The sequence below is a fragment of the Parafannyhessea umbonata genome, assembly GCF_900111255.1.
In the GTDB taxonomy this organism is placed as follows: domain Bacteria; phylum Actinomycetota; class Coriobacteriia; order Coriobacteriales; family Atopobiaceae; genus Olsenella_J; species Olsenella_J umbonata_A.
The window spans coordinates 66,154-91,009 of the sequence record NZ_FOGP01000006.1; the positions used below are offsets into that span (position 1 = coordinate 66,154).

Annotated in this window: 24 protein-coding genes and 1 tRNA gene; 8 read left to right on the plus strand and 17 right to left on the minus strand. The window is 63.4% G+C overall.

The annotated features are described in order from the left end of the window. The first annotated feature begins 77 nt into the window (after positions 1 to 77). Positions 78 to 929, plus strand: a complete 852-nt coding sequence (locus BMY31_RS07735; protein WP_091009548.1) for a class II fructose-bisphosphate aldolase — start codon at positions 78 to 80, stop codon at positions 927 to 929. A gap of 241 nt (positions 930 to 1,170) precedes the next feature. On the opposite strand, the gene BMY31_RS07740 is transcribed toward BMY31_RS07735, so the two are convergent. Then, the gene (locus tag BMY31_RS07740) at positions 1,171 to 1,641 is read right to left on the minus strand and encodes a methionine--tRNA ligase subunit beta (RefSeq protein ID WP_091009550.1); all 471 of its coding nucleotides are present in this window, start codon (positions 1,639 to 1,641) and stop codon (positions 1,171 to 1,173) included. A 412-nt stretch (positions 1,642 to 2,053) separates the two neighbouring features. Here BMY31_RS07740 and BMY31_RS07745 point away from each other — a divergent pair, with 412 nt between their 5' ends. The 5 genes from BMY31_RS07745 to BMY31_RS07765 all read left to right on the plus strand — a co-directional run bounded on the left by BMY31_RS07745 (position 2,054) and on the right by BMY31_RS07765 (position 6,251). After that, positions 2,054 to 3,034 carry a helix-turn-helix domain-containing protein gene (locus BMY31_RS07745; protein WP_078687125.1) on the plus strand — a complete coding sequence of 327 codons (981 nt, stop codon included), beginning with the start codon at positions 2,054 to 2,056 and terminating at the stop codon, positions 3,032 to 3,034. A gap of 71 nt (positions 3,035 to 3,105) precedes the next feature. Continuing rightward, positions 3,106 to 3,588, plus strand: coding sequence for a PTS system mannose/fructose/N-acetylgalactosamine-transporter subunit IIB (locus BMY31_RS07750; RefSeq protein WP_078687126.1), 483 nt, complete (start codon positions 3,106 to 3,108; stop codon positions 3,586 to 3,588). 81 nt (positions 3,589 to 3,669) lie between these two features. Continuing rightward, positions 3,670 to 4,443 (plus strand): PTS mannose/fructose/sorbose/N-acetylgalactosamine transporter subunit IIC, encoded by a 774-nt coding sequence (locus tag BMY31_RS07755; RefSeq protein WP_078687127.1) that lies wholly within the window; start codon positions 3,670 to 3,672, stop codon positions 4,441 to 4,443. Positions 4,444 to 4,445: 2 nt separating this feature from the next. Further along, entirely contained in the window at positions 4,446 to 5,306 is an 861-nt protein-coding gene (locus tag BMY31_RS07760; protein ID WP_091009553.1) for a PTS system mannose/fructose/sorbose family transporter subunit IID, read from the plus strand. Between the two features lie 255 nt (positions 5,307 to 5,561). Continuing rightward, entirely contained in the window at positions 5,562 to 6,251 is a 690-nt protein-coding gene (locus tag BMY31_RS07765) for an N-acetylmannosamine-6-phosphate 2-epimerase (protein WP_091009556.1), read from the plus strand. Between the two features lie 88 nt (positions 6,252 to 6,339). Here BMY31_RS07765 and BMY31_RS07770 read toward each other — a convergent pair whose 3' ends face one another. From BMY31_RS07770 to BMY31_RS07825, 12 genes are all read right to left on the minus strand, one after another. Further along, a complete protein-coding gene (locus tag BMY31_RS07770) occupies positions 6,340 to 6,945 on the minus strand; it encodes a DNA-3-methyladenine glycosylase I (protein ID WP_091009558.1) in 606 nt (201 codons plus the stop codon). 552 nt (positions 6,946 to 7,497) lie between these two features. Next, a complete protein-coding gene (locus BMY31_RS07775; protein ID WP_091009561.1) occupies positions 7,498 to 7,890 on the minus strand; it encodes a cytidine deaminase family protein in 393 nt (130 codons plus the stop codon). 155 nt (positions 7,891 to 8,045) lie between these two features. Beyond that, positions 8,046 to 9,611, minus strand: coding sequence for an FGGY-family carbohydrate kinase (locus BMY31_RS07780; protein ID WP_091009564.1), 1,566 nt, complete (start codon positions 9,609 to 9,611; stop codon positions 8,046 to 8,048). Positions 9,612 to 9,622: 11 nt separating this feature from the next. After that, positions 9,623 to 10,996: a PTS galactitol transporter subunit IIC gene (locus tag BMY31_RS07785; RefSeq protein ID WP_091009567.1), complete on the minus strand. Its 1,374-nt coding sequence runs from the start codon at positions 10,994 to 10,996 to the stop codon at positions 9,623 to 9,625. Between the two features lie 44 nt (positions 10,997 to 11,040). Beyond that, positions 11,041 to 11,325: a PTS sugar transporter subunit IIB gene (locus BMY31_RS07790; protein ID WP_091009569.1), complete on the minus strand. Its 285-nt coding sequence runs from the start codon at positions 11,323 to 11,325 to the stop codon at positions 11,041 to 11,043. A gap of 30 nt (positions 11,326 to 11,355) precedes the next feature. Next, complete coding sequence (locus BMY31_RS07795) at positions 11,356 to 11,823, minus strand: PTS sugar transporter subunit IIA (protein WP_091009572.1); 468 nt, start codon at positions 11,821 to 11,823, stop codon at positions 11,356 to 11,358. Between the two features lie 15 nt (positions 11,824 to 11,838). Then, positions 11,839 to 12,723 carry a class II aldolase gene (locus BMY31_RS07800; RefSeq protein ID WP_091009575.1) on the minus strand — a complete coding sequence of 295 codons (885 nt, stop codon included), beginning with the start codon at positions 12,721 to 12,723 and terminating at the stop codon, positions 11,839 to 11,841. Between the two features lie 324 nt (positions 12,724 to 13,047). After that, positions 13,048 to 13,785, minus strand: a complete 738-nt coding sequence (locus BMY31_RS07805; protein ID WP_091009579.1) for a GntR family transcriptional regulator — start codon at positions 13,783 to 13,785, stop codon at positions 13,048 to 13,050. A gap of 239 nt (positions 13,786 to 14,024) precedes the next feature. Then, positions 14,025 to 15,020, minus strand: coding sequence for an ADP-ribosylglycohydrolase family protein (locus BMY31_RS07810; RefSeq protein WP_180371387.1), 996 nt, complete (start codon positions 15,018 to 15,020; stop codon positions 14,025 to 14,027). A gap of 41 nt (positions 15,021 to 15,061) precedes the next feature. Beyond that, the gene (locus BMY31_RS07815; RefSeq protein WP_091009585.1) at positions 15,062 to 17,041 is read right to left on the minus strand and encodes a glucose PTS transporter subunit IIA; all 1,980 of its coding nucleotides are present in this window, start codon (positions 17,039 to 17,041) and stop codon (positions 15,062 to 15,064) included. A gap of 60 nt (positions 17,042 to 17,101) precedes the next feature. Then, positions 17,102 to 17,950 (minus strand): BglG family transcription antiterminator LicT, encoded by an 849-nt coding sequence (gene licT / locus BMY31_RS07820; RefSeq protein ID WP_091009588.1) that lies wholly within the window; start codon positions 17,948 to 17,950, stop codon positions 17,102 to 17,104. A gap of 283 nt (positions 17,951 to 18,233) precedes the next feature. Beyond that, a complete protein-coding gene (locus BMY31_RS07825; RefSeq protein WP_091009591.1) occupies positions 18,234 to 18,821 on the minus strand; it encodes a helix-turn-helix domain-containing protein in 588 nt (195 codons plus the stop codon). Positions 18,822 to 19,354: 533 nt separating this feature from the next. Here BMY31_RS07825 and BMY31_RS07835 point away from each other — a divergent pair. Both BMY31_RS07835 and BMY31_RS07840 read left to right on the plus strand, forming a co-directional pair. Then, a complete protein-coding gene (locus BMY31_RS07835; protein WP_143802951.1) occupies positions 19,355 to 20,731 on the plus strand; it encodes a hypothetical protein in 1,377 nt (458 codons plus the stop codon). 122 nt (positions 20,732 to 20,853) lie between these two features. Continuing rightward, entirely contained in the window at positions 20,854 to 21,540 is a 687-nt protein-coding gene (locus tag BMY31_RS07840) for a hypothetical protein (RefSeq protein ID WP_091009600.1), read from the plus strand. 175 nt (positions 21,541 to 21,715) lie between these two features. Here the strand turns inward: BMY31_RS07840 and BMY31_RS07845 are convergent. The 4 genes from BMY31_RS07845 to BMY31_RS07860 all read right to left on the minus strand — a co-directional run bounded on the left by BMY31_RS07845 (position 21,716) and on the right by BMY31_RS07860 (position 24,820). Further along, positions 21,716 to 21,790: transfer RNA gene (locus BMY31_RS07845), tRNA-Val, on the minus strand. Positions 21,791 to 21,937: 147 nt separating this feature from the next. Next, entirely contained in the window at positions 21,938 to 22,249 is a 312-nt protein-coding gene (locus BMY31_RS07850; protein WP_078687133.1) for a hypothetical protein, read from the minus strand. Between the two features lie 176 nt (positions 22,250 to 22,425). Further along, a complete protein-coding gene (mnmA, locus tag BMY31_RS07855) occupies positions 22,426 to 23,571 on the minus strand; it encodes a tRNA 2-thiouridine(34) synthase MnmA (protein WP_091009602.1) in 1,146 nt (381 codons plus the stop codon). Position 23,572: 1 nt separating this feature from the next. Next, a complete protein-coding gene (locus BMY31_RS07860) occupies positions 23,573 to 24,820 on the minus strand; it encodes a cysteine desulfurase family protein (protein ID WP_078687135.1) in 1,248 nt (415 codons plus the stop codon). Between the last annotated feature and the right edge of the window lie 36 nt (positions 24,821 to 24,856).

Here is a 24,856-nt window from a genome sequence, read left to right on the forward strand (position 1 = left end):
CCCCAATAGAATAGCCGCAAACAACAACGACGCCGGGGGCAAAAACACCCGACGCACCGGCGAAAGGGGTCACGCTCATGCTGACAACCACAAAGGAAATGCTTCTCAAGGCACAGGACGGCCACTACGCGGTCGGCGCGTTCAACGTCGAGAACCTCGAGTTCGTCATGGCCGTCATCGCCGCGGCAGAAGAGAGGCACTCCCCCGTCATCATGCAGACCACTCCGGGAACCGTGAAGTACGCGTCGCTGGACTACTTCGCGGCAATGGCCCGCGTCGCCGCCCAGAATGCCTCGGTCCCCGTCGCAATTCACCTTGATCACGGCGACGGATTCGACCGCTGCATGCAGGCCATGCACGCAGGCTACACCTCCGTCATGATCGACGGCTCTCACGAGAAGTTCGAGGACAACATCGACCTGACCGCCTCGGTCACGAAGGTCGCCCTTCCCCTCGACATCCCCGTCGAGGCCGAGCTCGGCAAGGTCGGCGGCAAGGAGGACGACGGCCCGGCGGTCGAGGGCGAGAGCCCCTACACCGATCCCGACCAGGCCCAGCAGTTCGTCGAGACCACGCTGTGCTCCAGCCTCGCCGTCGGCGTCGGCACCGCGCACGGCGTCTACAAGGGAACGCCCCACATCGAGCAGCAGGTCCTGAAGGACATCCGCAGCCGCGTCGACGTTCCCCTGGTCCTCCACGGCACCTCCGGCGTGCCCGACGACCAGGTCGCAGAGGCAATCAAGAACGGCATCTGCAAGGTCAACTACGCCACCGAGCTGCGCCAGGCCTACACGCGCGGCTTCATGGGCTTCATGTCCAAGTACCCCGACACCTTCGATCCCAAGAAGGCTGCCAAGCCCGCGATGGAAGAGATCAAGCAGCTCGTCATGAGCCACATGGACAACCTCGGCTCCTCCTACAAGGCCTAGCGCCAAAAAAGCGGCGCCGCCCGCCGGCAGCGCCGCCACAAAAGCCAATCCCCCCCCTAGGCGGCCCGGAAGCGCACAACCGGGCCGCCCCCCTCTTTTTTCGGGCCCGCTTCCGCATCAGGCCCGCTTCCGCGCACGGGAAGAAGGGCCTCCATCTCGGGGCCCCAGCCCGCAACGAACCTCAGGCTGCCGGTGGCCCCAACCCGTCGCTGCCACCGGCCCGTCACCGACCCGGCAGGCGCTAGTACAGCTTCGCGCCCGCGGGAATCGCGTCGTCGACCATCAGCAGGCTCAGGCGCTCCTCGCCCGCGACCTCCCACACGGCCGAAAGCAGCATGCCGCACGAGTCGATGCCCATCATCTTGCGCGGCGGGATGTTCACGATCGCGACGACCGTCTTTCCAACAAGCTCATCGGGCTCGTAGTACATGTGGATACCCGAGAGGATCGTGCGCTCGGTGCCCGAACCGTCATCCAGCGTAAACCGGAGCAGCTTCTTGCTCTTCTTCACAGCGACGCAGTCCAGAACCTTGCAGACGCGCATGTCGGACTTCGAGAACGTGTCAAAGTCGATGTCATCCATCAGCGGCTCGATGGTCGGCGCGCCGGCAGCCTCAGCGCCAGCGCCCTCGGTACCAGTGACCTCAGCGCCAGCAACCTCAACCACGCCTTCCTCCGTCTGCACGTCTTTGACGTCCTCAAGCTCAGCCATTGCACTCCTCCTCACGGCCGCGCATCCGCGCGGCGACGGTCAATCCAGAAATCCCAAGGCAACGCGTCCGTCTGTTCGCGCGCCCAACCAGTCCATTCTATCGCACGGCCCTTGCGCCACCCATGCCCGCAAGCCGCCCGTTAGCGGATTCGGGGTCAGATTTGTTACCACTCGGTGCCGATTAACGAACGCCTGCGCCCACTTCGATTTACAAATCCGAGTCCGAGGAGCACCCTTGCGCTAACGACTTATTTTCACCTTGCAAATAAGTCTCATTTCCAGCTCCGTTCGTCTTGTACGTCACCGTACCAGCTCTTTTAGCCCCCAGGGGCAACGCCGCTCGCCTTGGTCCCGGCAATCGGGCAGCACGGGCACACGGTTTCGTCACACGAGCTCAAGGGAGAAGGGCAGCATGGGCAGCTTCGGCATCACCAAGGTCGTCACCTCCAACCGCTCCCGGGTCATCCAGGCGGTGGTTGAGGGCAAGGCCCCTTCCCGCACGCAGATTGCCGACGCAACCGGACTCTCCGCATCCACCGTGACGCGCGTGGTGGCGCTCCTCATGACCGAAGGCGTCCTCGCCGAGGACGTGGGACGCGTCGCCACCGAGGGCCGCAGCCGCATTCCCATCAAGATCAACCCCTCGTACGGAAGCGTGCTCGCGCTCTCGGTCAACCGTGACGGCATCACCCTCGCCGAGTATGACATGAACCTCAAGAGCCTGGGCGGCCAGAGGCTCGACCATCCGTGGGCCGGCGCAGACGACCTGGTGGACCATGTCGCGCACACCGTCTCGCTCACCGACAGGCCCCGCCCCTTCCCCGCGCCCATACGCGGCATGGGCGTCGTCCTAGGGGACGACATTGCACTCGAGCTGAGCGTCACGCGGCAGGAGCAGCTGGTCGAAGCGCTCTCCGCGACGCTTGGCATCCCCGTGGTCCAGGCGACCGCGCAGGAATGCACCGAGCGCCACATCATCAGCGGGTCTCCCGAGGACGTCGGCGCCAACCACGCCCTCGTCAGCTGCGGCTCGCACGTGCTCGTCAGCATCACGCAGAACGGCTCCATGCTCCCCATGCGAAACGGCAGCTTCGCCAGCTTCGACCTCGGGCAGGGCGGCCTTGGCACCGGCGAGCTCGAGGCGCAGGCCGTCGAGCGACTGGCGGAGCTCACCCGCACCATCCCGCGGCTCTTCTCCATCAATACGGTGTTCCTCAGGTTCGCCAACCCCAAGCACGACGCGTACGACAGCGGGTCCGCCATCCGGAACATGATGCGCATCGAGGAGCAGCTGGGTCCCAAGGTCCCGCCGTTCGTGCTGCTCAACACGCACTCGAGCGACCTTCGGCGCGCAATCGGCCGCGAGGCCCGCGTCGCCGCGCTGTGCACCTAGCGCCTTTGGCAGCTCCGCCCGCCCGCGGGCGCGAGATAGCACCAGCAAGCATCGGACGGAAGGGAGAACGAATGATTGCACTGGTACGATGCGACGATCGCCTGATCCATGGCCAGACGATGACCGTCGTCGTGAAGTTGAACCACATCGAAAGAATCATCGTGGTCGACAACCTCACCGCCACCAACCCCGTACTCAAGAAGGTATTCGAGACGGCGGTCCCGGCCTCGATGAAGGCTGGCGCCTACACCGTCAGCGAGGCCGTCCCCCTGATTGAGGCAGCGCTCGCCAACGACGAACGCACGCTCGTGCTCATGAAGACGCCCGAGGTCTATCGCGATCTTCTGGAGAAGGTCGCAGACATGCCGCTCGAGCTCAACGTCGGGCCCATGAGCAAACGCAAGGACACAACCGAGGTCCACGCCGCGGCGCACCTCACGGCATCTGAGGCCCAGGCGGTCAAGGAGGCCGTCGCCAAGGGCGCCCACGTCTACTTCCAGCAGATCCCGTCGCAGCCAAAGGTCGAGTGGGCCGACGTGGCGGACAGGTTCTAGGCCAAGGCGGCGCGGCTTAGGCCACGCCAACCAAAGTCGCACGCAAGGCAGCAAGGAACATCGTTCGAAAGGAGCATTGCCATGACATTCCTTCAGGCATTCCTTCTCGCACTGTTCGGGTGGATGGGCTCCATCTACTCGCCGGTGCTCATCGGCGGACTCGCCGGTTGGTACACCATCGGACGCCCCCTGGTATCCGGTCTGATCATCGGCCTCATCCTGGGTGACGTCCAGACGGGCATCATCATGGGCGCGGCCATCCAGATGCTCTACATCGGTCTGGTCACCCCCGGTGGCACCATGCCCGCCGACGTCAACTTCGCCGCGTGGATCGGCATCCCGCTGGCCATGGTCGCCGGTGCGGGCAAGGAGTACGCACTCGCGCTGGCCGTGCCCCTCTCCACGCTTGGCGTTCTGGCGGTTTACGGACTCTGCGCAATCAACCTGTTCTTCGTCCACAAGCAGGATGCGCTGGTCGAGGCCGGCAAGCTCGACGCCGCGGCCATGGTTCCCGTCTGGGGCCAGATCACCAACTTCGTCCTGCGCTTCGTCCCCATTCTGCTGATCAACTACTTCGGCGCAGACCTCATCACCACGCTGGTCAACGCCATGCCCACCCAGGTGACCGACATCCTTCAGATCTTCGCCAACATGCTCCCGCTCGTCGGCTTCATGCTGCTCATGCGCATGATCTGCAAGAAGGACATTGAGCTCATCCTGTTCTGCGCCGGCTTCGCGCTGACCGCGGTCCTCAACCTCAGCATGGTCCCCATCGTGGTCTTCGCCCTCGTCGTCGCATACCTTGACTACCGCGGAAGCGGTTCCGCGGCCGAGACCCAGAAGGCTGGTGAGTAACAATGGCAGAAGAGAAGAACGAGGCAACCGAGCCCACGGGCGGCGCCACCAAGCTCAGCAAGAAGGCCACCCGTCGTGCGTACTGGGACTGGATGTTCTGGAACCTCTCGATGCAGAACTTCGAGAGGATGCAGGGCCCTGCCATCATTAAGATGCTCGGCGACATTCGCGAGGACCTCTACCCCGGCGACAAGGAGTCGCAGCAGGAGATGCTCGAGCGCCACGAGGTGTTCTTCAACACCGAGCCCTACCTGGGGTCGATCGTCCCCGGAATCGTGCTCGGCATGGAGGCATCCAAGGCCGAGGGCAACGACGACGTCACGCCCGAGTTCATCAACGCGATCAAGACGGCCCTCATGGGGCCCTTCGCCGGCATCGGCGACTCGCTCCTGCCGGGCACCCTCATCCCCATCCTGCTCTCCATCGCCCTGGGCCTGTGCCCCAACGGCGAGCTTACGGGCCCGCTCTTCTACGTGGTCGCCTTCCTCGCGATTATGCTCCCGCTCACGTGGTTCCTCTTCAGCTACGGCGTGAAGGCGGGCGCCAACGCGGCAGAGCTCGTTCTCTCCGGCGGCGTGAAGGACAAGGTCACCCGCGCGGCCGAGGTCGTTGGCCTTATCGTCGTGGGCGCCATCGTCGCGGCCTACACCAAGTTCAACATCGGCCTGGTCTACACCAGCGGCGACCTCTCGATCAGCATCGCGGACATCCTCGACTCCATCTTCCCCGCGCTGCCCGTGCTGATCCTCTCGTTCGTCACCTACTGGCTCATGGTCAAGAAGAACTGGGGCGCCGGCAAGACGATGCTCCTCTTCCTCGCGATCTCGATCATCGGCTACTTCACGACCATCCTGGCCGTCTAGCCTGACACCCAGCCGCAAGGGGCGGCGACCGCGTTCGAATCCCGACGGTTTCGAATCACGACGGGGCGGGCCGCCTTCGGCTCGCCCCGCCTATCATGCGCATCGGTGCCACAGCTCCCCAGGACCGCGCGAATGCAAAGAAGCGCAGGGCACGCGTCCCGAATACGGGCGACGATGCGACGGCATCACGAATCAGAAGGAAAGCATCAGGCAGGGGGCGCGGCAGCGCCGCTCGCCCAAGGAAGGAAGAGAACCATGGAGGTTGCACCTCTCGTCCAGAGCCTCAAGGGTAGGCTCATCGTAAGCGTCCAGGCGTATCCCGGCGAGCCCCTGCGCCACCCGGAGACCATGGCGCAGATGGCCCAGGCCTGCGAGGAGGGCGGTGCCGCCGCCATCCGCTGCCAGGGCCTCGCCGACATCGCCGCCATCAAGGGACGGGTCGAGGTGCCCGTCATCGGACTGTGGAAGGAGGGGCACGAGGGCGTCTACATCACCCCCACCCTGCGCCACGCCGTGGCCTGCGTGAACGCCGGCGCCGACGTCGTCGCCATCGACGCGACCGACCGGCCCCGCCCCGACGGCCGCACGTTCGAGCAGACGGTACGCGACCTGCGCGCCCAGTGCGAGACCCTCGTCATGGCAGACTGCATGACCATGGAGGACATCCGCCGCGCCGTCACCTGCGGCTGCGACCTGGTCTCGACCACGCTGAGCCACAACAAGCCCGCGATTCAGACCACCATGGACGAAGGTCCCGACATCGCCCTCCTGCACCAGGCGACGCTGGAGTTCCCGGATCTGCCCATCATCTGCGAGGGCCACGTGCACACGCCCGCCGACGGTGCCGCGGCCATCGACGCGGGCGCCTGGGCGGTCGTCGTGGGCACGGGCATCACGCACCCCACAAGCCTCACCAAGTGGTTCCGCACCGCAATCGAGGGATAGCATCTGGCAACCTGGCACCGGCAGCCCCCTGGCACCGGTGCCGTTTTCTCTTGCTAGGCGACGCATCTTGCGCCCTGGTGTCCGTGCGCTAGCGGCAGGGGCAGTCGCGCAGGTGGTCGTTCACCAGGCCCACGGCCTGCATGAACGAATAGGTGATGGTCGGCCCCACGAAGACCATCCCACGATGCCTAAGGTCCGCGCTCAGTCGACGCGACTCGTCCGACTTTGTGGGAATCTGGTCGACGGACGCCCAGTGCCCGTCGATGGGGCTCCCGCCCACGAAGTCCCACAGGTACGCGTCAAAGCTGCCAAGTTCGCGCTGAATCCGGAGAACGGCTCGGGCGTTTCTCCGCACGCCGAAAACCTTCGCACGGTTGCGCACGATGCCGGGGTTTTCCAGGAGGCCCTCCAGCGCGACGTCGCCGAGCGCCGCGCACGCGGCGACGTCGAAGTTGCAGAAGGCATCCAGGTACGTCCGGCGCTTGCGCATGATGGTCTTCCACGAGAGGCCGGTGCTCGCGCCCTCGAGGCAGAGCATCTCGAACTGGAATCGGTCGTCGTGGCTGGGCTTGCACCACTCGTGGTCGTGGTAGTCCTCCAGCAGCGGGTCGCCCTCGAACCACGCCCGGCAGGCGGTCGCGCCGGACTTGCCTGCGCCGACCTTGCTCGCGCCGGCCTCTGCCCACTCGGCCATTCGCACCACGCCCTTCTCCGCCGCCTTGCGGCACCTGGACGCCACGCCCGGCCGCCGCCAACCCAACGCTTGCATTGTAAGCCACCCGTCACAGGCCAAGGAGCGGGCTGATAGACGTAGAATGGCCACAGCGACAGGCGCTTGCGATGGCCTAGCGCTGGTCACGCGCCGGGGTCCCCGCGGCCCAGGAGCGTCTGTCGCAACGCGAGCTGCCCTACGATGGCGCAAGGCCCATGCTCGTGGTGGACATCGAGAGCCACGAGGCCGTTGCCGAGCTCGTCGCGGCAATGCTTCCAGAACTAGCCCGGAAATAGCACCTGAAGCCGTCCACAACAATCGCTTTATCGAAGGAACCAGCTTCGGAGGCAACTGGGAGATTCACCGGCTAGATTGTGAACTTCGCAGATGGCTTTGGTAAGTCATCGTCCCGATTGAAATCAAGCTGCGCGCGCAATTCGCTTGCCAGTTAGGACATCGTTGCGATGCGACTCAACCCAAAGATGCTCAAACGTGATAAACGGTTTGCGAGCAGCAAGAGACGCAAAACCCGCCCTAGATCCACCACTCGGGCGTGAGCCCTCCCATGGTCACGACCCTCTGCGCGGAGTAGTCCAGCATTACCTCGACGTCCTGGTAGCGCCCGGGCATCAGCTGCGCGATGAACTCCCTGCACGCACCGCAGGGCGCGGCGCAGGATCCGTCGGGCATCAGCGCGAGCACGCGAAGCACTTCTCCCTCACCGTTGGTGATCATGTTGAACAGGGCGTTGCGCTCGGCGCAGATGCCCAGCGTGCACGAGGTGTCCACGCACACGCCGGTGTAGATCCTGCCCGAGGCGGACTCCACCGCCGCGGCGACGCCGCCCGCGTAGACGCGCTCCGATATCTCTCTGGGCCTCTGGGCTGCCCTGGCCGCCTCGTAGAGCTCTTTCCAGATTGGTTCCACTACAACTCCCGCAATCGTTGGGGTCATCAATAGCACCTCATTCTACGGGAGAAGTGCTTGGCGTTCGCGGGCCGAAAGGGCATGCTTAACGCTCGTTTCTCAGACGAGCGCGCCGGCCCAGAGCAAATCTCCAGATCGGCGCGCATGCAATCACGCTACGACGCGGACTCGAAGTCCTCGATCAGGTGCACGAGGGGCAAATACTCCCTCTCGTAACGCTCAAGCAGCCTCGCACTCCGCTCTGCAGAGGGCAGAAAGCGATGCGTCGAATACTCCAGCTTCGCGGCAAGGCCGCACTTCGTCGCGGAAACGAGAACAGAACCGCGCGCGACAGCGTCTTCCACCTCGCACGAGACGAAGGGCACGCCTATGAGGTCCGCCTTGAGCTGCATCCAGAGGGGATTTCTAACCGCAGGGCCAATGACCTTCACGCACTCCAGCCCCTTCGCACCGGATGGGCCAACCACAGAGTCGAACAGGCTGGCAAACTCGAAGCACACACCGGAAAACACAGCGAAGAGCACCTCGTCGGTCGGGGTCTCATCTCTGAGACCGTAGAGGTTCGCCCGCGCATCGACGCTCCTGTGAGGTGGCCCGCTTCCCCGAAGGTGAGGAATGAACAGGAGCTTCGAGTCCTTGTACCTTTCCTTCAGATAGCCCTCGAAGACCTCTTCCTGGCCCTTCTCAAAGAACGAGTCCCTGTCCATCCCCAGCGCCCTCAGAGCCCAGTCAAACGACAGCCCAGCCGTCGGAAGCGACGCGTACGAGGTGAAGGTACGACCGTCTACGTAGCGGCCACGCGTCACCTGGCAGCCATCCGAAGGCGTCTCGCCATAGTCGTCAGACAGCCTGAGCAGGCCCTCGGAGGTGCCCGTCGAGTTGAGCAGCTCCGACGAAGTCCGGATTTCACAGGCGAAAGCACCCGACATATGGTCGTGGCCGGACACGCAAACCCGGCACGTATCAGGAAGCCCCGTGCCCTCGCATACGCGTTCAAGCAAACACCCACGGGGAGAGCCGCTGTCGACCAGCTTGGCAAAGACTCCATGGGGGAGGCCATAGTGGTCAAGAATCTCCTTGGATACGCAATCTTGCCTGACGTCGTAGGCAGAGGTTCTAGACGCAAGCGTTCGATCCTGGCCCTTCTCACCGCACAGCACCCAAGCGATAAAGTCTGCCATGGTGAGCCAGGTCGCACCCTCGAGGGTGGCGCCAGCGTCGCGCATCCACAACAGCTTGAACAGCGATGACGCCGAGTGGGTGGGGACGCCCGTAATACGATAGAGGTCCCGCGCATAGCCGGATGCGAGGGCAGAGCGCGAGAAAGACCCTCCCCTCTTGTCGTACCAGGCAATCGAACGTGGGGAGAAGCTATCGTCGGGGTAGACGAGCACACCCGACTCCCCCACACTTGCAACCGAGACGAGCTCGACCTCAGAGGCGCGAGCGCCAAGCCTCACGGCACAGGCCGACAATCCTTCGAGCACCTTGCTTACGAGCTCGTGCACCTCGTAGTCGGCCTTGTCACCGAAACGGTGCATGGGGCTCGGGAAGCGCTCGGTCAGCACGGGCTCACAGGAGGGCAGCTCGCACAGGACCACCTTGGTATTCGTCGTCCCCACATCTACGCCAATCGCATATGGCAACGCCCATCGCCTCGTCTCTGGAACGTCCTGGCAGAAAATCGAGCAAAAAGGCGGCGAGCCAACCTCACTCGCCACCTCAGGGGGAGCTACTCCGCGTCAGAACCCGGATGAGTCTGCTTGAAGGTGAGCTTGTAGGTAAGGAACACCAGGGCAGCAGTCGCAACCGCAGCGACAACGGCAATCATGTTGCCAGAGAAAACCTGGTAGATCAGGTAGCGGAACGGGTTGCCGCCATCGAGGAACGCAGTGATGTTGTTCCCGCCCGCAGCGGACATGTCGTATCCGACCGTCGTGGCGAGCTTGGTGATGAGCGGGGATGCTGCAGAGCAAATCAGCAGGTCGCCAATGAGACACGGAATCGCGATGATGACCGCCCTGACGATGTTCTGGTTGCATGCGACGACGATCATGGAGCAGAACACCGCAAGGTTTGCGAGGTCTGCAACGGGAAGCGTCTCGTTGCCAGGAACGACAAAGGCCAGCAGGATGGCGATCGGGGTGAGCAAGAGGCCTGTCGCGATAATCGCAGGATTTCCGATGGCGACAGCGATGTCGAGGCCGATGTAGAAGTCCTTGCGGTCCGGAAACTTGTGTGCCATGAACTCCTTGACGCCGTCGGACACGGGAATGAGGCCGTCCATGAGGATACGCACCATACGCGGAAGGATATACATGACAGCCGCCAGGTAGATGGCAAGCGAGATGATGCCTTTGAAGTCATACCCCGCGAGCAGGCCCAGCAGCACGCCCAGCATGAATCCAACCATCATAGGCTCGCCGAAGATGCCGAAGCGTTTCTGGATGTAGACGGGGTCGGCTTGCAGCTTGTTGAGGCCGGGAATCCTGTCGATGACCCAATTGCCCAGAAGCCCGATCGGGAAGAAGACCGCACTCGAGAGCGTAGGCAGCGAAATCCCAGGAAGCCCGCAGTACTTCTGCACCAGAGGCGCGCACCAGTCAGCAATCTTGATGACCACGACCGCAGCGATGGCGGAGCCTAGAAGGCCCAGGAAGAAGTTGCCCGTCGCAACGTACACGAGCGCTCCGGCAAAGGCGAAGTGCCAGTAGTTCCAGATGTCGATGTCAACGGTCTTCGTCCACTTGAAGGCCAGCATGACGAGGTTGATCACAAGCGTAAGCACGATCGCAAACGGAGCGATCACCGAACCCCAGGTGATGGCCGAAAGCGGCGCCCATCCCAGGTCGACGTCGGGCAGGTTAAGCCCCGTCCTCGCGACGATTGCCTTAGCGGCCGGACCAACCTGGTCGCCCATCAGGGCGAAGATGGTAAAGACGCCGACGAAGCCGATGCCAACGACGAGCGCGGACCTGAACGCCTTCGACGGCTTGATCCCGAAGCAGAGCGCAAGAATGAAGATCACGATCGGGAGCATGACGATGGCCCCAAGCCCAAGTATGTATTGGACAAGGTCATACAGCCCTTGATAGATTCCGTCCATCTCTTTTCCTTCCTATCGACGTGCCCAAAGACACTCGATCCCATCTAGTCAGCCAGTACCGTCTTGATCTTCTGCAGCGCCTCCTCTGCCCCAAAGCCCGTAAGGAAGGGAAGCCCACTCACAACGGGCTCCTTGACCTCAAAGGGAATCTGCGTGGTCGCCACAATGAGGTCGAAGTCGTCCGCGATGCTGGGGACACTTCCAAGGTTTCGTTGGTCAGCATCAAAGTCGATGCCCTCTTCGCGCAAGTATTCGCAGACCTTCTCCTCGACGACCGTGGATGTCGCGATGCCAGTCGCGCAGACGAAAAGTACCCTCTTCTTTGCCATGCTCACTCCTATCAGTAATGCGTTCCTAACCTATCGATCTCCCAGGAGGGAGCCGGTAACCAGCTGGTAGAGGTCGTCATCGGTCGTCGCGTTTATCAACTGGCTCATAAGCGCCTTGTCCTGGGCGAACCTAACGACCCTCTGCAAAAAGGCGATGTGCGCATGGCCGTCATCGAGAGCGAGCATGAACACCACGGATACGGAAACCGTCTCGTCAGGGCTGCCCATCACGTGGAACTCGACGGGATTGCAAAGCGTCGCAACCGAGATCGCCGGAGCGATGACATGCTCCGGGTCGGTATGGGGAATAGCCATCCCCATCTCACCCAGGGGAAGACCCGTGGGAAACCTCAGCTCTCGTGACTGGACGAAAGACGCATAGTCGCCCTTTACTCTTCCCGCTGCGACAAGCGGCCTCGCAAGCTCCTCGAAGATCTCCTCCTGGGTCGCAACGTCCAGGTCACACCTTGCAAAGTCGGAATCGAAGGAAACGTCCATGGGAGGCACCTCGTCCTAGCAGGCCACGGGCCAAGTCGAGGGGCTGGAAAACTTACCAATGAGGACATCCTCGTTCATACCGATGGCAAGTCTGAAGGCCACGTCACTCACGGCCTCGCGAGCATCCATGAGGACTGACGCGAGACAGGCCTCGTCGTGGTTGGCCTCATAGCGCTTAGCGACGGCACGAATGTACGCTTGGCGCAGGTCGCTCGCAATGTTGACCTTCATCACGCCAAACGGGCGCATCGCACGGATGGTCTCGAGGGGGATGCCGGAGCCTCCGTGAAGGACCAGGGGCACTGGCGACACCGCGTGGATGGCGGCTAACGCCTTAAGGTCAATCTTGGGCTTCTCCACAAGGCCGTGGACGTTGCCGATGGACACGGCGAGCGTGTCGCATCCGGTGCGGTCGCAGAACTCCTCGACCAGAGCCGGGTCCGTATGGCAATCGGCCTCACAAACGTAATCGTCCTCCTTGCCCTTAAGCGCGCCGAGCTCCGCCTCGACGGGAATGCCATAGCAGTGGGCGTAGTCGACTGCCTCGCGCGAAAAGCGAATATTCTCCTCGAACGGAAGGGCTGCCCCGTCGATCATGACCGACGTAAAGCCAGCGGATACCGCCATGCGCACGTCCTCGAGCGTCTTGCCATGGTCAAGATGCAGTGCAAACGGGGTCACGTAGTGCTCTGCAGCCATCTTTGTGGTCTGCGCAATGTACTCGTAGCCCGTCACCTTGACGTTCGTCGGAGCAATCTGGACGATTCCCGGCATCCCCGCCCTTTGAAACGCGTCCATAATTCCAAGCGTCATCTGCACGTCCGTCGAGTTGTACGCCGGAAGCATAAGCCCGTTCTTCTTCGCGATTCTCATCAGCGCATTCATGTCCACGAGCGGCATCGTCGTCCTCCTTGACTCCAAAAGCCCTGTTTGCTCGTGAGCAGTTATACAAACGTGGACAAATGTATGCAAGTATCGTGAATTTGTACAAATTACGACGGATTTCTTATTGACACATCTACATTTATCGTTCTATTTACGCGTTTTGCCTGAAAGCAAGGTCTCGGAGGGAGCCATCGGGGTCATGGACGCCAGGCGTCGTCCCCATTGCACGCGCAAAGGTCCCGTCCTCATGTACAAATGAGGTCAAATAGGCCAAATCCAAACGCTCAAATGAGGGGGCGCATTCCGCCAGCGGCTCTCATTCGAGGGCGGACGAGAAGGTCACGCTCTGGGCAGTATCGTCCCCACGACGTATCGGTACGCCTGCAGCCAGACGTTGCCCCACTCCGCCGGCGTATCATCTGCATAGAAAATGTGCTGCTCGAGATGAAGTACTGGCGACTCCGGGCTCACTCCCAGGGCCCTACCCCTCGACTCTCCCGCAACCTCTGCGTCGTAGCGCGCGTTCGAGAAGCCGATCCTCCTCCCCGCGAGGCGCTCCATCGTCTCGAAAAGGGTGGCTTTCGAGAAGTCGACCTCCTCGATGTCGGGAACCAGTTCGGCACGAATGCGGTTCTCGATGTACATGATCGGCTTGCCCTCGACCAAGCGCACCCTCCGAAGGAAGAAGACGGGGTCACTCTCCGAGATATAGAGCATCCTGGCAAGATGCGCGTCGGCAGGGACGATCTCAGCGCCGAGCTGCCTGGTCTCAAACTTTATTCCCTGAGAACGCAACGACTCGGCAAACGAGAGGAGCGTATTTCCCGTCGGGTGAGAGATGGCCTTGCGGTCGGTGACAAACGTGCCCCTGCCACGGCACTGGACGAGAAGACCCTCAGAGACGAGCGAGCTCATACCTCTCTTCACGCAGCCACGGCTCACGCCCAGCAGGCCGCAGAGCTCATACTCCGTGGGTATCTTGCAGCCGGCCTCCCACTCATGAGAGTAAATCTTGTCCCTGAGCACATCAGCGACCTGAACGTAGAGCGGAACGCTCGTCTCCCTCCGAAGTGTCATAACGACCTCCGCAAATGCCTCGTTGTCTAGGTTGGTTGGCCCACAGTGCCTAACCAGGCACGTCTCGTTTGCACCCCGTAGTGGAGAATGGTCGTTCTGTGCCCGGAGCAAAGCAACGCCAATTACGGTGACGGCGCCATACCAAGCGCAAGCGTCGAATAACAAGGGAGGCCCGCCAGGCGGACCTCCCGAGATCACCCAACTTGATGGCGACACGCAGTGCCCGACGGCATCTGCCCCTACCTCACGAAGGGCAGGAGTCCCTCCGCCAGTCCATCGAAGTCGAGGCCGTTCGCCCGCTGGAGCAGGTCGATCTTCTCGCGCGAGAAGTCGGGGTTCATGGCGCCGCAGATGGTACAGGCTATGGCCGCGACGGTGTCCGTATCGCCCGCGGTGTTGGCCGTCAGCACGGCCGCCCGATGCGGGTCCCCCTCGCCGAGGGTGACCATGGCAAGCACGGCCGGAACCGTCTGAACGGTCTCGAAGCCCATGCCCAGGAAGTCCTGAATCTGACGGATGACCTCGTCGGGCATCGCGCGCATCACCAGGTCGCGCATGTACGCCAGACGCTCGCCCAGCAGCGGCCCCGGAAGCTGGTTGCCGCGACGAGCACCGGCTTCGGCCATGTCCCGGGCCACGTCCCACATGGCGTCGAAGTCGGTACCACCGCGTACGGCATAGCTCACACAACCCGCGACAGCCGCCGCGCCCGCAATGGCGACGCCCGTGTTGTGCGTCGGCAGGCAGAGGCGTTCCACGGCATCAACGAGCGTGACGGTGTCTCGGTAGTCGTAGACGATACCGATTGGGCCGACCTTCATGGCAGATCCGTTTGTGGTGCCCATGCGCCCTGCCTGGTCCAGCGGAACGCCGTCATCCAGCGCCCGGAGCGCCCGCGCGGTGCTGGGACCCAGCACCATGGCAGCACGGTCCGCGTTTCGCGCGACCCAACGTCGCAGGAGGCCAAGGTAGCGCTCGGTCTCGAACTCCCCCTGCCCCTCGACGATGGCCTGGCAAACGAGGACCGTGTTCTGGGTGTCGTCCGTGACGGTTCCCGCCGGGAATTGACGGCCGAAGAAGTCCAGGCGGCTCGAGGGCTCCAGGCGCATCACACCGCCCGGAAACGCCCGGTCCAAGAGCTCGCGGGTCATCATCTCGGTTGGCATGCCAAACGCGTCCCCGTAGGCACAGCCTATGAGCGCCCCGCGCACCCTGGACGAAAGATCAGTCTGCATGCCATCCCCCTGTATTTCTCGACTTCCCCTTTTACCTTGGTTCATCCCAATGCGGCGCCTCCCATCGCAAGGCCAGCCAGGTTGTCCTCGGCACCGGCCTCGGGAACCTCGGAGGCAATCGCCACCATCAGGGGCTCGCCGCAGTCCACCCGATCCTTTCCGTAGCTTACGACGTCGAGGTACTCGCTGCTGTTGCTCACCACGACCGCCGTGCGCACGTCCCGACCGGCGTCCCTCAGCGCCTGCGCGTCAAAGGTCAGCAGGAGCTCGCCGGCCCTCACTGCGTCGCCCTTCCTCACCTGGGGCAGAAACGCGCCCTCGGAAAGGTCGAAGGTGTCGGTTCCCACGTGAATCAGCACCTCGGCGCCACCTTGCGAGATGATGCCGATGGCGTGGCCCGTGGGGAACAGCGCGGACACGACGCCATCACAGGGAGCGACCACCCTGCCCTCGGCGGGATCGATGCAGACGCCCTTGCCGAGCGAGCCGTTCCCAAACGCCGCGTCAGACATGGCGGAAAGGCCCTTGACCGTGCCCCGCATGGGAGACTGGATGACCTCCTTGTGGTGTCCGGAGTCAGCAGGGCCCGAGCCGGCATGCGAGCTCTTCTCCGCGCCGTCCTCGTCGGGACGGTAGCTGAGCCAGGTCAAGAGGAACGTCACCGTCATGGCGGCAAGGCACGCGACGACGCACCACACCAGCCCTATGAAGCTATGCGAAACGGGATCGACGAACGACATGAATCCGGTCACGCCCATGCTGATGGCGAACATCGGCGAGTTGGTCAGCACGACGATCAGCCCACCCACCAGGCCGCCGGCCATGCAGTAGCCAAAGCGCTTCTTGACCGGCAGGGTGACGCCGTAGATGGACGGCTCGATGATGCAGAAGCACGCGCTCAGGAAGGCCGGTAGGGCCACGTTGCGCATACCCGTGCTCTTGCTGCGCAGGAAAACGGCAAGACAGGCCGCCATGTGCGTAAAGCTCGCGGGGAAGATGGCCGCGACTATGAGCGTGCTTCCGCCGGTCGCAAACTCCATGAGGCCCAGCGTGATGAGCGGCCAGTGCAGGCCGAAGATGACCAACGGCTGGTAGATCAGGCAGATGACCGCGAAGGCCAGAATCCGCGAGGTGCCAATAAGAGCATCGAGCCCCGCCTGCAGTGCGTTCTGAATCAGGATCGAAACGGGACCGATGACCAGCACGCCGACGATTCCGGACGCCAGGATGGTGACGAACGGCGCCATGAACTGCTTGGTCACGGCCGGCAGGTGAGCCTTGAGCCAGCCCTCGACCTTGGACGCGAGCCAGTTGACCAGCATGATGGGAACGACCGTCGAGGTGTAGCCCGTTGTCGGGAAGACGATGGGAATCCCAAAGAACGTCTTGTAGACCGGCATCGCAAAGGGCGTTCCCTCAAACAGCGAGAAGAGCGCATCGCCCGAGGCCAGCGAGTCCACCACCCCCGGGAAGATCAGAAACGCGCCCAGGATCATTCCCACGAAGGGGTCCATCCCAAAGGCGACGGCGCTGGTGTAGCCCAGGATGACCGGGAAGAACGTCAGGCATGCGTTGCCCAGGTTGGACAGAAGCACATTCGCGCCGTCGCCGGCGGCAATCACGCCGGTCGCAAGCAGGATCGAGTTGATTCCCGCGATGATGCCGCACGCGCAGAGCACGCCAAGCGAGGGCACCACGATCTTGGTGATGAGCGCCGCAAAGCGGTTCAGGAGCGAGCCCTTCTTCTGGAGCTCGCCCGTCTTCTGCTCATGCGGGCCCGTAATGCGCACCAGCTGCTCGTAGACCTCCCCCACCTGCGTGCCAATGATCACCTGAAGCTTGCCCTCGGCCACCTGGGTCGAGATGATGCCCTCGTGCGCATCGAGCGCCGCGCGGTTCGCCTTGGAGTCATCCCTCAGCTTGATGCGCAGCCTCGTCATGCAGTGGTTGGCGCTCTCGATGTTGTCGCCTCCGCCAACGTTGTCGACGATGAACTGCGCCAGTTGCCTGTTGTCCGCCATGGTCGCCTTCCTTTCTCGCCTTCCCGCGTTGCCCAACACCCGCACATCCAACCGTCCGCGCTACGCACCTCCCGAAACGGCACGCTGGATGTGTATGACCAGGTACAGAAGCTCCTCGTTGCCCATGTCGACGTCGTAGCGGCCCCTGACGAAGTCCCTCACGGTCGAGGCGCACAGGTAGGGCTCCCTATACGTCTGACCCATGACCGCAAGAAGCGCCTCGTTCTGCTGGTCGTCGCCGAATGTCGCGCACGAGGCAATCCGGTGCGCGAGGTACTTGAGGTGCGTGACAAAGCGGAAGTACGCCAGGGAGCCCTCCGCAAGGGAGCAGCCAAAGTAGTCGCGCACGATGCCGACTATCTCCTCGATGATCTTGGTCGCGCGCTCGACCCCGTTGGTGTCAATCGAGTTCTCCGTCTCGGCGTTGACTATGTGCAGCGCAATGAAGCCTGCCTCGTCCTCCGGCAGGCTCACTCCGCGCTCCTCCCGGATGACCTCGAGCCCGCGCATCCCGACGGCAAACTCCTCCGGATAGAAGCGCTTGATGTCCAGCAGCAGGTTGTTCTGCACGCGAATCCCGCGGGTCTCGTTCTGCAACGCAAAGTGAATGTGGTCGCTCAGCGAGACATAGATCGAGTCCTGAATCCTGCGCCCCATGCGCATCTTGGCCTCGTCCACGACTCGGCTCGCCAGCTCTACTTCCTCAACGGGAATGGACGAGAGGATCTTCTCAAACCGGTCGCTGGTCTCTCGGGACGAAAGGTGGAACTCCTTCTCGACGCTCTCAGGCGCCACCTCGTCGCCGGACCTCTTCTGGAAGGCCACACCTCTGCCCGTGACAACGAACTCCCTGTCGTCGTCGCCAACCACCAGGGCGGCGTTGTTGTTGAACACCTTGCGCAGCCTCATGCTTTGCCCTCCGATGCGCTTCGCGTCCCTGAGCTGCGGCCAAACGCGGCCATAAAAAAGACCTGCCCACCAGACGCCACGGCATAACCATGACGTCTGGTGGGCAGGTCAAGCTCGCACGGGGCAGTATGCGATCACTTTCCTGCAACACACCGTGCAGGATAGCCAATGTCGCAGACCCAAGCGGCGCCATTCGCCTAAGAGTGTGCGAGCGGTCGAATCGGTCTGGCCGAGCGGCAGGCACAACAACCCCGCAACCGCGCAAACCTCAGCGTCAGAGCGCCTAGCGGAGGTCCTTGTAGAACAACCCATGGCGGTTGCAGTACGCGTACACGCGTCTGACGCCCGCAAGTCTGAAACGAGCCGCAGCAGGCCCCTCGGGATAGAGCTTCACCAGCTGCACGCGATCAGGCGATACCGCCACCAAGAATGACAGGTAATGAAGCTTGCCCATAGGGTGCTCCGCGGACACGTAGAGCTCGTCCTCAACGCACGCCGCCCGAACCTCATGCTCGCCCTCGGCGGGGTCGGCCTCAAGCGCGGGTAGCGTGATGCCACAGCACGAAACCATAGCCTCCCCCGTCGCCTGAAGTACATTCCCGCAAACGGGACAGACGTAGAGCCTGGCCCTGAGCATGTTGGACGATCGGTTCGCGTTCCTCACGTCACTTCCGGCAACAAGCTCGGCAACAGAAACACCCAAGGCTCGTGCAAGAGGCTCAAGCAGCGTGATGTCGGGGTATCCCCGTCCACACTCCCAGCGCGAGACGGCCTTGTCACCAACGTCGATGCGCGCGGCCAGCTGCTGCTGGGTCATGCCAGATTCCTCGCGAAGACTCTTGATCAACGCCCCGGTCACGTAGCGGTCCATATCGCGCTCCCGTCCTCACCTCGCCACACCTTATCACGGCGAACAGTTCTCCTGAGAACAGTCTTGCACGCAATCTAGAACAACACTACCTATGCTCAGTAGAGTTGCGATTAACGAAAAAAGGACGACAATCTGATTGAGCGACAAATGCATTCGCAAACACCATTGTCAACGCCAATTCGTCTCACGCCAGACGAGCGAAGCACGGCGCGCTGCGTTCGAACCCCAAACCCTCGCCCGTCGCTTCAGGTTCGTCGCTCGTTTCACCGAATAAGTCTTCCCAGTCGTCAATAGCGATTTCTTCCTTGTTGTCTGAGCGACATTCCGCAAACGCGAACATGACATTGCCCGCGATGCCGTCGCGGGCAATTCGCAGATAGGCAATGCGGATGGGCGCTAACCGGACTGCGATAACTCGTGCTTCTGCGCTCTCGCTCGCAGTCGCCGCGGCGTTGACCCTGTGCCTTGCCCTTTTTCCGGCAGCCGCCCTCGCGGTATGCCCCGCCCCAGGTTCGGAGGCTGAGACAAGCGGCATGGGATGTCCTTCTCATACCGGCGTTCTCGTTACGCTCGATGACATAAACGCGAGCCACCCGGCGTCAACAGGAGACCCCTCATCCACCCTGGACACCCAATCCCAGTCGCCCGGCAACGCCCAGCCACAGGTGCCCGAGAGTGACCAGGGCGAGACGTCGGCCAAGAAGACCATGCCCCTGCTCGTCGTCGTGGTGGGCTTCGAGGGCACCCCGTACCGGGACGACTTCGACTGGGGCGAGACCATATTCGAGGACGACGAATCGCTGGCGGCCTACTACGAGGACATGTCGCTCGGGCAGTTCACGTTCGGGCCCATGAACGAGACGTGCCGCCTTACGCTTGGGTGGATTTCCTACATCGAGCTCGAAAAAGAGGGCGACACCATCCTGGTCACCGCGCAGGACTACTCCGTCGCGCCCAAAGACTCGGGCTACGTCTGCGCGCTCATCCATGTAAATGGGTGCAAGGACGAGTACTACCTGGTCGAGAATCGTCGCTACCACGGGTGGGACGAGGCCCTCAGGCCAACCTACGGGTCTCTTAGCCCCGACGGCGGGCTCGTGTTCTGGCACGTTGACGTGAGCATCTTCTATTGGGACCCGGGCAACGTAAACGGCACCAAGCACCATCCGGCCATCATGCCCCTGTTCATAGAGAGCACGACGGACGGCGGCATGGCCATCCTAGGTGACCGACCGATCACGAAGCGAGCGTTCTTCGACGCGAAGTCGTGGAACAAGACGTACGCGAGCGTGATGGGCGACTACCTGACCCTCCCCCAGTACGGCGTGGGCAACTTCAACGACACCCCGGCGGACCGGAGCCCATCGCAGGTCTGCGTCTTCTTCACCGCAATGTCGGACGACGGAGAAGGCGCCTACATACGCCGCGGAGAAGTGCGGGGAGAACAGCCTTGTGACCACGTCCTGGTGCACCACGAGGCCGTGGCGCCCACGAGCGAGACGGACGGGACCATCGAGTACTGGGAGTGCACGATCTGCGGGAAGCTCTTCGCAGACGCCGAGGCGACCCAGGAGCTGTCCCCCGACGACATCGTCCTGGCAGCGACAGGACTGGCGGCCGAGCCAGAGACGGATCCGACGGTTGACCCGACGACGAAGCCGGAAGCGGACCCGCCAAGGGAGAACCCCTCAGAGGCGGATGCAGGCGACGGCGCGTCCAAGGCGGACGTTTCCCCAGAGGCGGGCGCAAGCGGCGACGCGACGGCAACAGAGGCCCCCTCCAGGGCGAATGCGCGCGCCGGCGTCCCGACAACGGAAGACCCCCTGCGCACAGAGGAGCTCGCCGCGCTGATCGCGTGCGCGCTTCTGGCCCTGTCGGCAGGACTGGTCGAAAGGCGACCCAGGCCCTGAGGAAGAGCGACGGCCAGCCCGCGTTTGGTTGGCACCGCCAATCCGATTCGGCCTCATGGGCGATTCTTCCCCTGGGTACACTAAACTCAACGATTCGCAAGCGTTCGGGAGGGGTGGAACCGATGCGGAAAACCCTGGCAACCATTCTGTCGTGCTGCACGCTCGCGCTAACGCTGGGCCTTGTCGCCTGCAGCGGGGACAGCCCTTCGTCTTCGGGAACCGAAGCGTTCGGCAGCGCCGAATCAGACCCCAACAGCCCCAGCTCCGACGAAGCCGCAAAGGCCGAGTACGACCGCGCCGGTGCCCTGTACGAGCAAGGCAAGTACTACAGCGCGAAAGAGGCCTACGAGAAGAGCGAATACGGCGACTGGGAGCAGCGCGCCGCCGAGTGCGCGCAGCCCATGCCGGAGACCGGCGAGCTCTTCCACGACCCGAACATGACCAGCAACAACATGATCCTCAATTTCATCGTCAACGACGACGGCGCCGGCACGGGAACCTACATCTCGGTGTACACGAAGGACAACACGCTCGTCGAAACCGTGTTCATCAAGGGCGGAGGCTCTGTGGAGACGCGGCTGCCGGGCGGCGAGTACTACGTGAAAGACTCAACCGGAACCGAGTGGTACGGCGAGGACGAGCAGTTCGGACCCGACGGGCATTACGAGTCCATGGTGTTCAACTCGGTCGAGGGCGACCCCTGCCTCGTCGTGCTTGAAGAGGGCTACCAATGGGACATCACCATCAACGCCGCCGACAGCTCGGGACGAAGCGTCGAGTCACAAGAAGAGAGCTGGGGCAACCGCTAGCTTGCGGCCACCCAGAAGCACGCGTCAAAATCTGAAATGCGTCGAATCTGAAATTGTCCATGGCCCCACCAACGCTCTGTTTTGGTGGGGTCACATTTCTGGCATCTGCTTTGGCGTCCAGCTTGGTGTCCTAAACGAAAACAGGCCACCGCGTACACGATGACCTGAGAATTCATGGTGGGCGTTAGAAGATTTGAACTTCTGACCTCTTCCGTGTCAGGGAAGCGCTCTCCCCCTGAGCTAAACGCCCGAATTTGTCTCGCTGGGGTGGGGTGCCTCAGCGCGGTAGCTACTATACGGTAACTAAGAACCAAACGCAACCGACAATTTCGATTCCTTCACAATTAGTTCGAGAAATCGTGAAATCGCAGGTAGTCGAGATGTGCTACCAATCGCGCTACTCGAACATCGCCGCGACGACCAGTCCCCACACATACATGATCGCGATCACGTTGAGGACAACCGAGAAGACGTAGCACATGATGGGGGCGATGGCGTCGTGCTTGACGTCGACCTCCTCATGCTTGACGAACTTGCGGTACGGGATGCGTGCCGCAAGGTAGATCGAGACGCCCGCAAGCACGGCCGCCGCGAGGAACACGAAGATGGCCGGGCTCGTGAGCGTGGTGAGGGCAACCATGTACAGAAGGTAGAAGCACCCGAACAGAAGCATGATCGGCATGATGATGAGAATGCTGAGGGCAGCCATGTGTATCTCTCCCTTAGGTGGCGCGGGGCGGACGGACGCGACCACGCGGACACGCTACGGCGCGCAACACGGGCACGGCCCTCCCCTTGCGGTCTCGGACTGTGCCATTGTATGCGGAAACGGCGGACGGGACGCTGCGGACCCCACTTGGTAACGCGACGAGCGTGTGAGGAGCGCTAGTCGCAAGGGCGTTGGATGATGCCGCCGCCCATGCAGCGCAGTCCGTCGTAGATAACCGCGCTCTGGCCAGGCGCGACCGTGCGCAGGGGCTCTGCGAAGTCGATGCGGGCCGCAAGGCCGGCCTGCTGGCAGGAGGCTGCAGAGGCCTCCGCACAGGGGGCTTGCGAGTGCTCCGCAGACGGCGTCAGCGTCACGTGGGCGCGACGTAGCTCGCCGGTATGGCGCGTGCGCACGAGGTAGTCGCCCTCGGGCAGGTCCTCGGCGACCAGGTGGACATCGGCAAGATCCATGGAGGAGGTCCAGAGCGCAGGACAGTCACGGTTTGCGGTCGCGTAGACAATGTTCTTCTCTACGTCCGTCCTGACGACGTAGCGGGCGGGCCCGCCGCCCAGGTTGAGGCCCTTGCGCTGACCCACGGTGAACAAGAAGGCTCCGTCGTGGCGGCCGAGGACGGCGCCCGTCTCCCAGTCGACGATGTCACCCGCCCGGCGCTCGAGGGTGTCGAGCAGGAAGGTGCGGATGCCGACCTCGCCCACGAAGCAGATGCCGTCGCTGTCGGGCTTGCGCTCGACGCCCAGGCCGCGCTCGGCACACATGGCGCGAACCTCGGCCTTGCTGGCGATGCCGCCCACCGGGAAGAGCGTGCGCGCGAAGATGTCGCGGGGAACACGCCAGAGGAAGTAGGTCTGGTCCTTGTGCTCGTCGGCGGCACGCATGAGGCGCGTGGTGGCGCCGGCGGGGTCGGCGGGATCGGCCACGGCGCGGGCGTAGTGGCCCGTCGCGACATAGTCCGCCCCCTCGGCGAAGGCGCGGTCCGCGAAGGTGCCGAACTTGACCGTCTGGTTGCACATGACGTCGGGGTTGGGCGTGAGGCCGTGGGCATAGGAGTCGACGAGGTAGTCGACGACGGTCTGCTTGTACTCTCGCTCGCAGTCCCACACCTCGAGGTCGAGCCCCAGCGTGACGCAGACGCGCTCCGCATCGGCGAGGTCCTCGGCCCAAGTGCACTTGAAGCCGGGCAGGTCGCGCGACCAGTTGCGCATGTAGACGGCCTTAACGTCGTAGCCCTGCTCGAGCAGGAGCGCGGCGGAGAGCGACGAGTCGACGCCGCCGCTCATGCCGAGATAGACCCTCTTGCCCACGCTAGATCACGTCCTTCCTGCCCGTTGCGGGGTCGATGCCGAGGCGGCCCGCCTCCTGGCGCACGGCGTCGCAGATGGCCCGTGCGGCGTAGTCGACGTCCTCGGCTGTGGTGGGGCGGCCCAGCGTGATGCGCAGCGAGCCCGCGGCGACATCGTCTGGCACGCCGACGGCGCGCAGCACGTGCGAGACGCGCATCTTGCTGGCGGCGCAGGCCGATCCCGTGCCCACGCAGACGCCGACGCGCTCGAGCAGGATGACCAGGCGTCGTGCCTCGAGGCCGGGAAACGACACGTGCATGAGGCCCGGCAGGCGACTCTTGCCGGAGCGGGGCCCCGACACCCACGCCCACGGGAACGCGGCCATGATGCGGCCCTGGAGGCCGTCACGAAGCATAGCCAGGCGGCGCGACTCCTGCGGGCGCAGCTCCTCCGCGAGCTCGAGCGCGCGGGCGAACGCGACCACGCCGGCCACGTTCTCGGTTCCGGAGCGCACGCCGCGCTCCTGTCCGCCACCCAGGGTGAGCGGGCGCAACTCGACGCCATCTGCCGCCCAGAGAAGACCAACCTGTTTGGGGCCGTAGACCTTGGCCGCGGAGAGCGTCACGAGGTCGGCCCCGAGAGTCGACACGTTGACCGACACGTTGCCGGCCGCCTGGGAGGCGTCGGTGTGCAGAAGGAGGGGGCACTTCTGGCCCGCCTCAAGCCTGCGCATGCGCTCGGAGCGCACCACCTGGGCGATCCTGCGGATGGGCTGGACGCAGCCAATCTCTCCGTTGGCGAGGCTGATGGAGACAAGCTGGGTCTGGGGCGTGAGCGCACGCGCAACCTCGGCCGGGTCCACGAGACCCTCTGGGGAGACGGGCACGAAGGCGTGCTCGCGGGCCTCGGCCACGCGCAGGGTGCTCTCATGCTCCGTCGCGACGGTGAGGACAGGGCCGTCCACGGCGGCAAAGGCCAGGTTGTTGGCCTCGGTTGCGCCAGCCGTGAGTGTCACGTTGTCGGGCCGCGCGCCGATGACGTGGGCGAGGCGGGCACGGGCGTCCTCGAAGTCGGCCTTGGCCGCGCGGGCCAGGGCGTAGGGCGCGCTGGGGTTGCAGAAGCGCTCGCTCAGGTACGGGAGCATGGCCTCGAGCGCCTCGGGGGCCATGGGCGTGGCCGCGGCGTAGTCGAGGTAGCAGGTGTGCGGGGCGGGGCGTCCGGGCGCGGCAGCGGGTGCCGTGGGCGATGCGTCTGTGGCGTCGTATGGCATGTTCTTCTCCCCTGGGCCGTGCCTACGCGAAAAGAG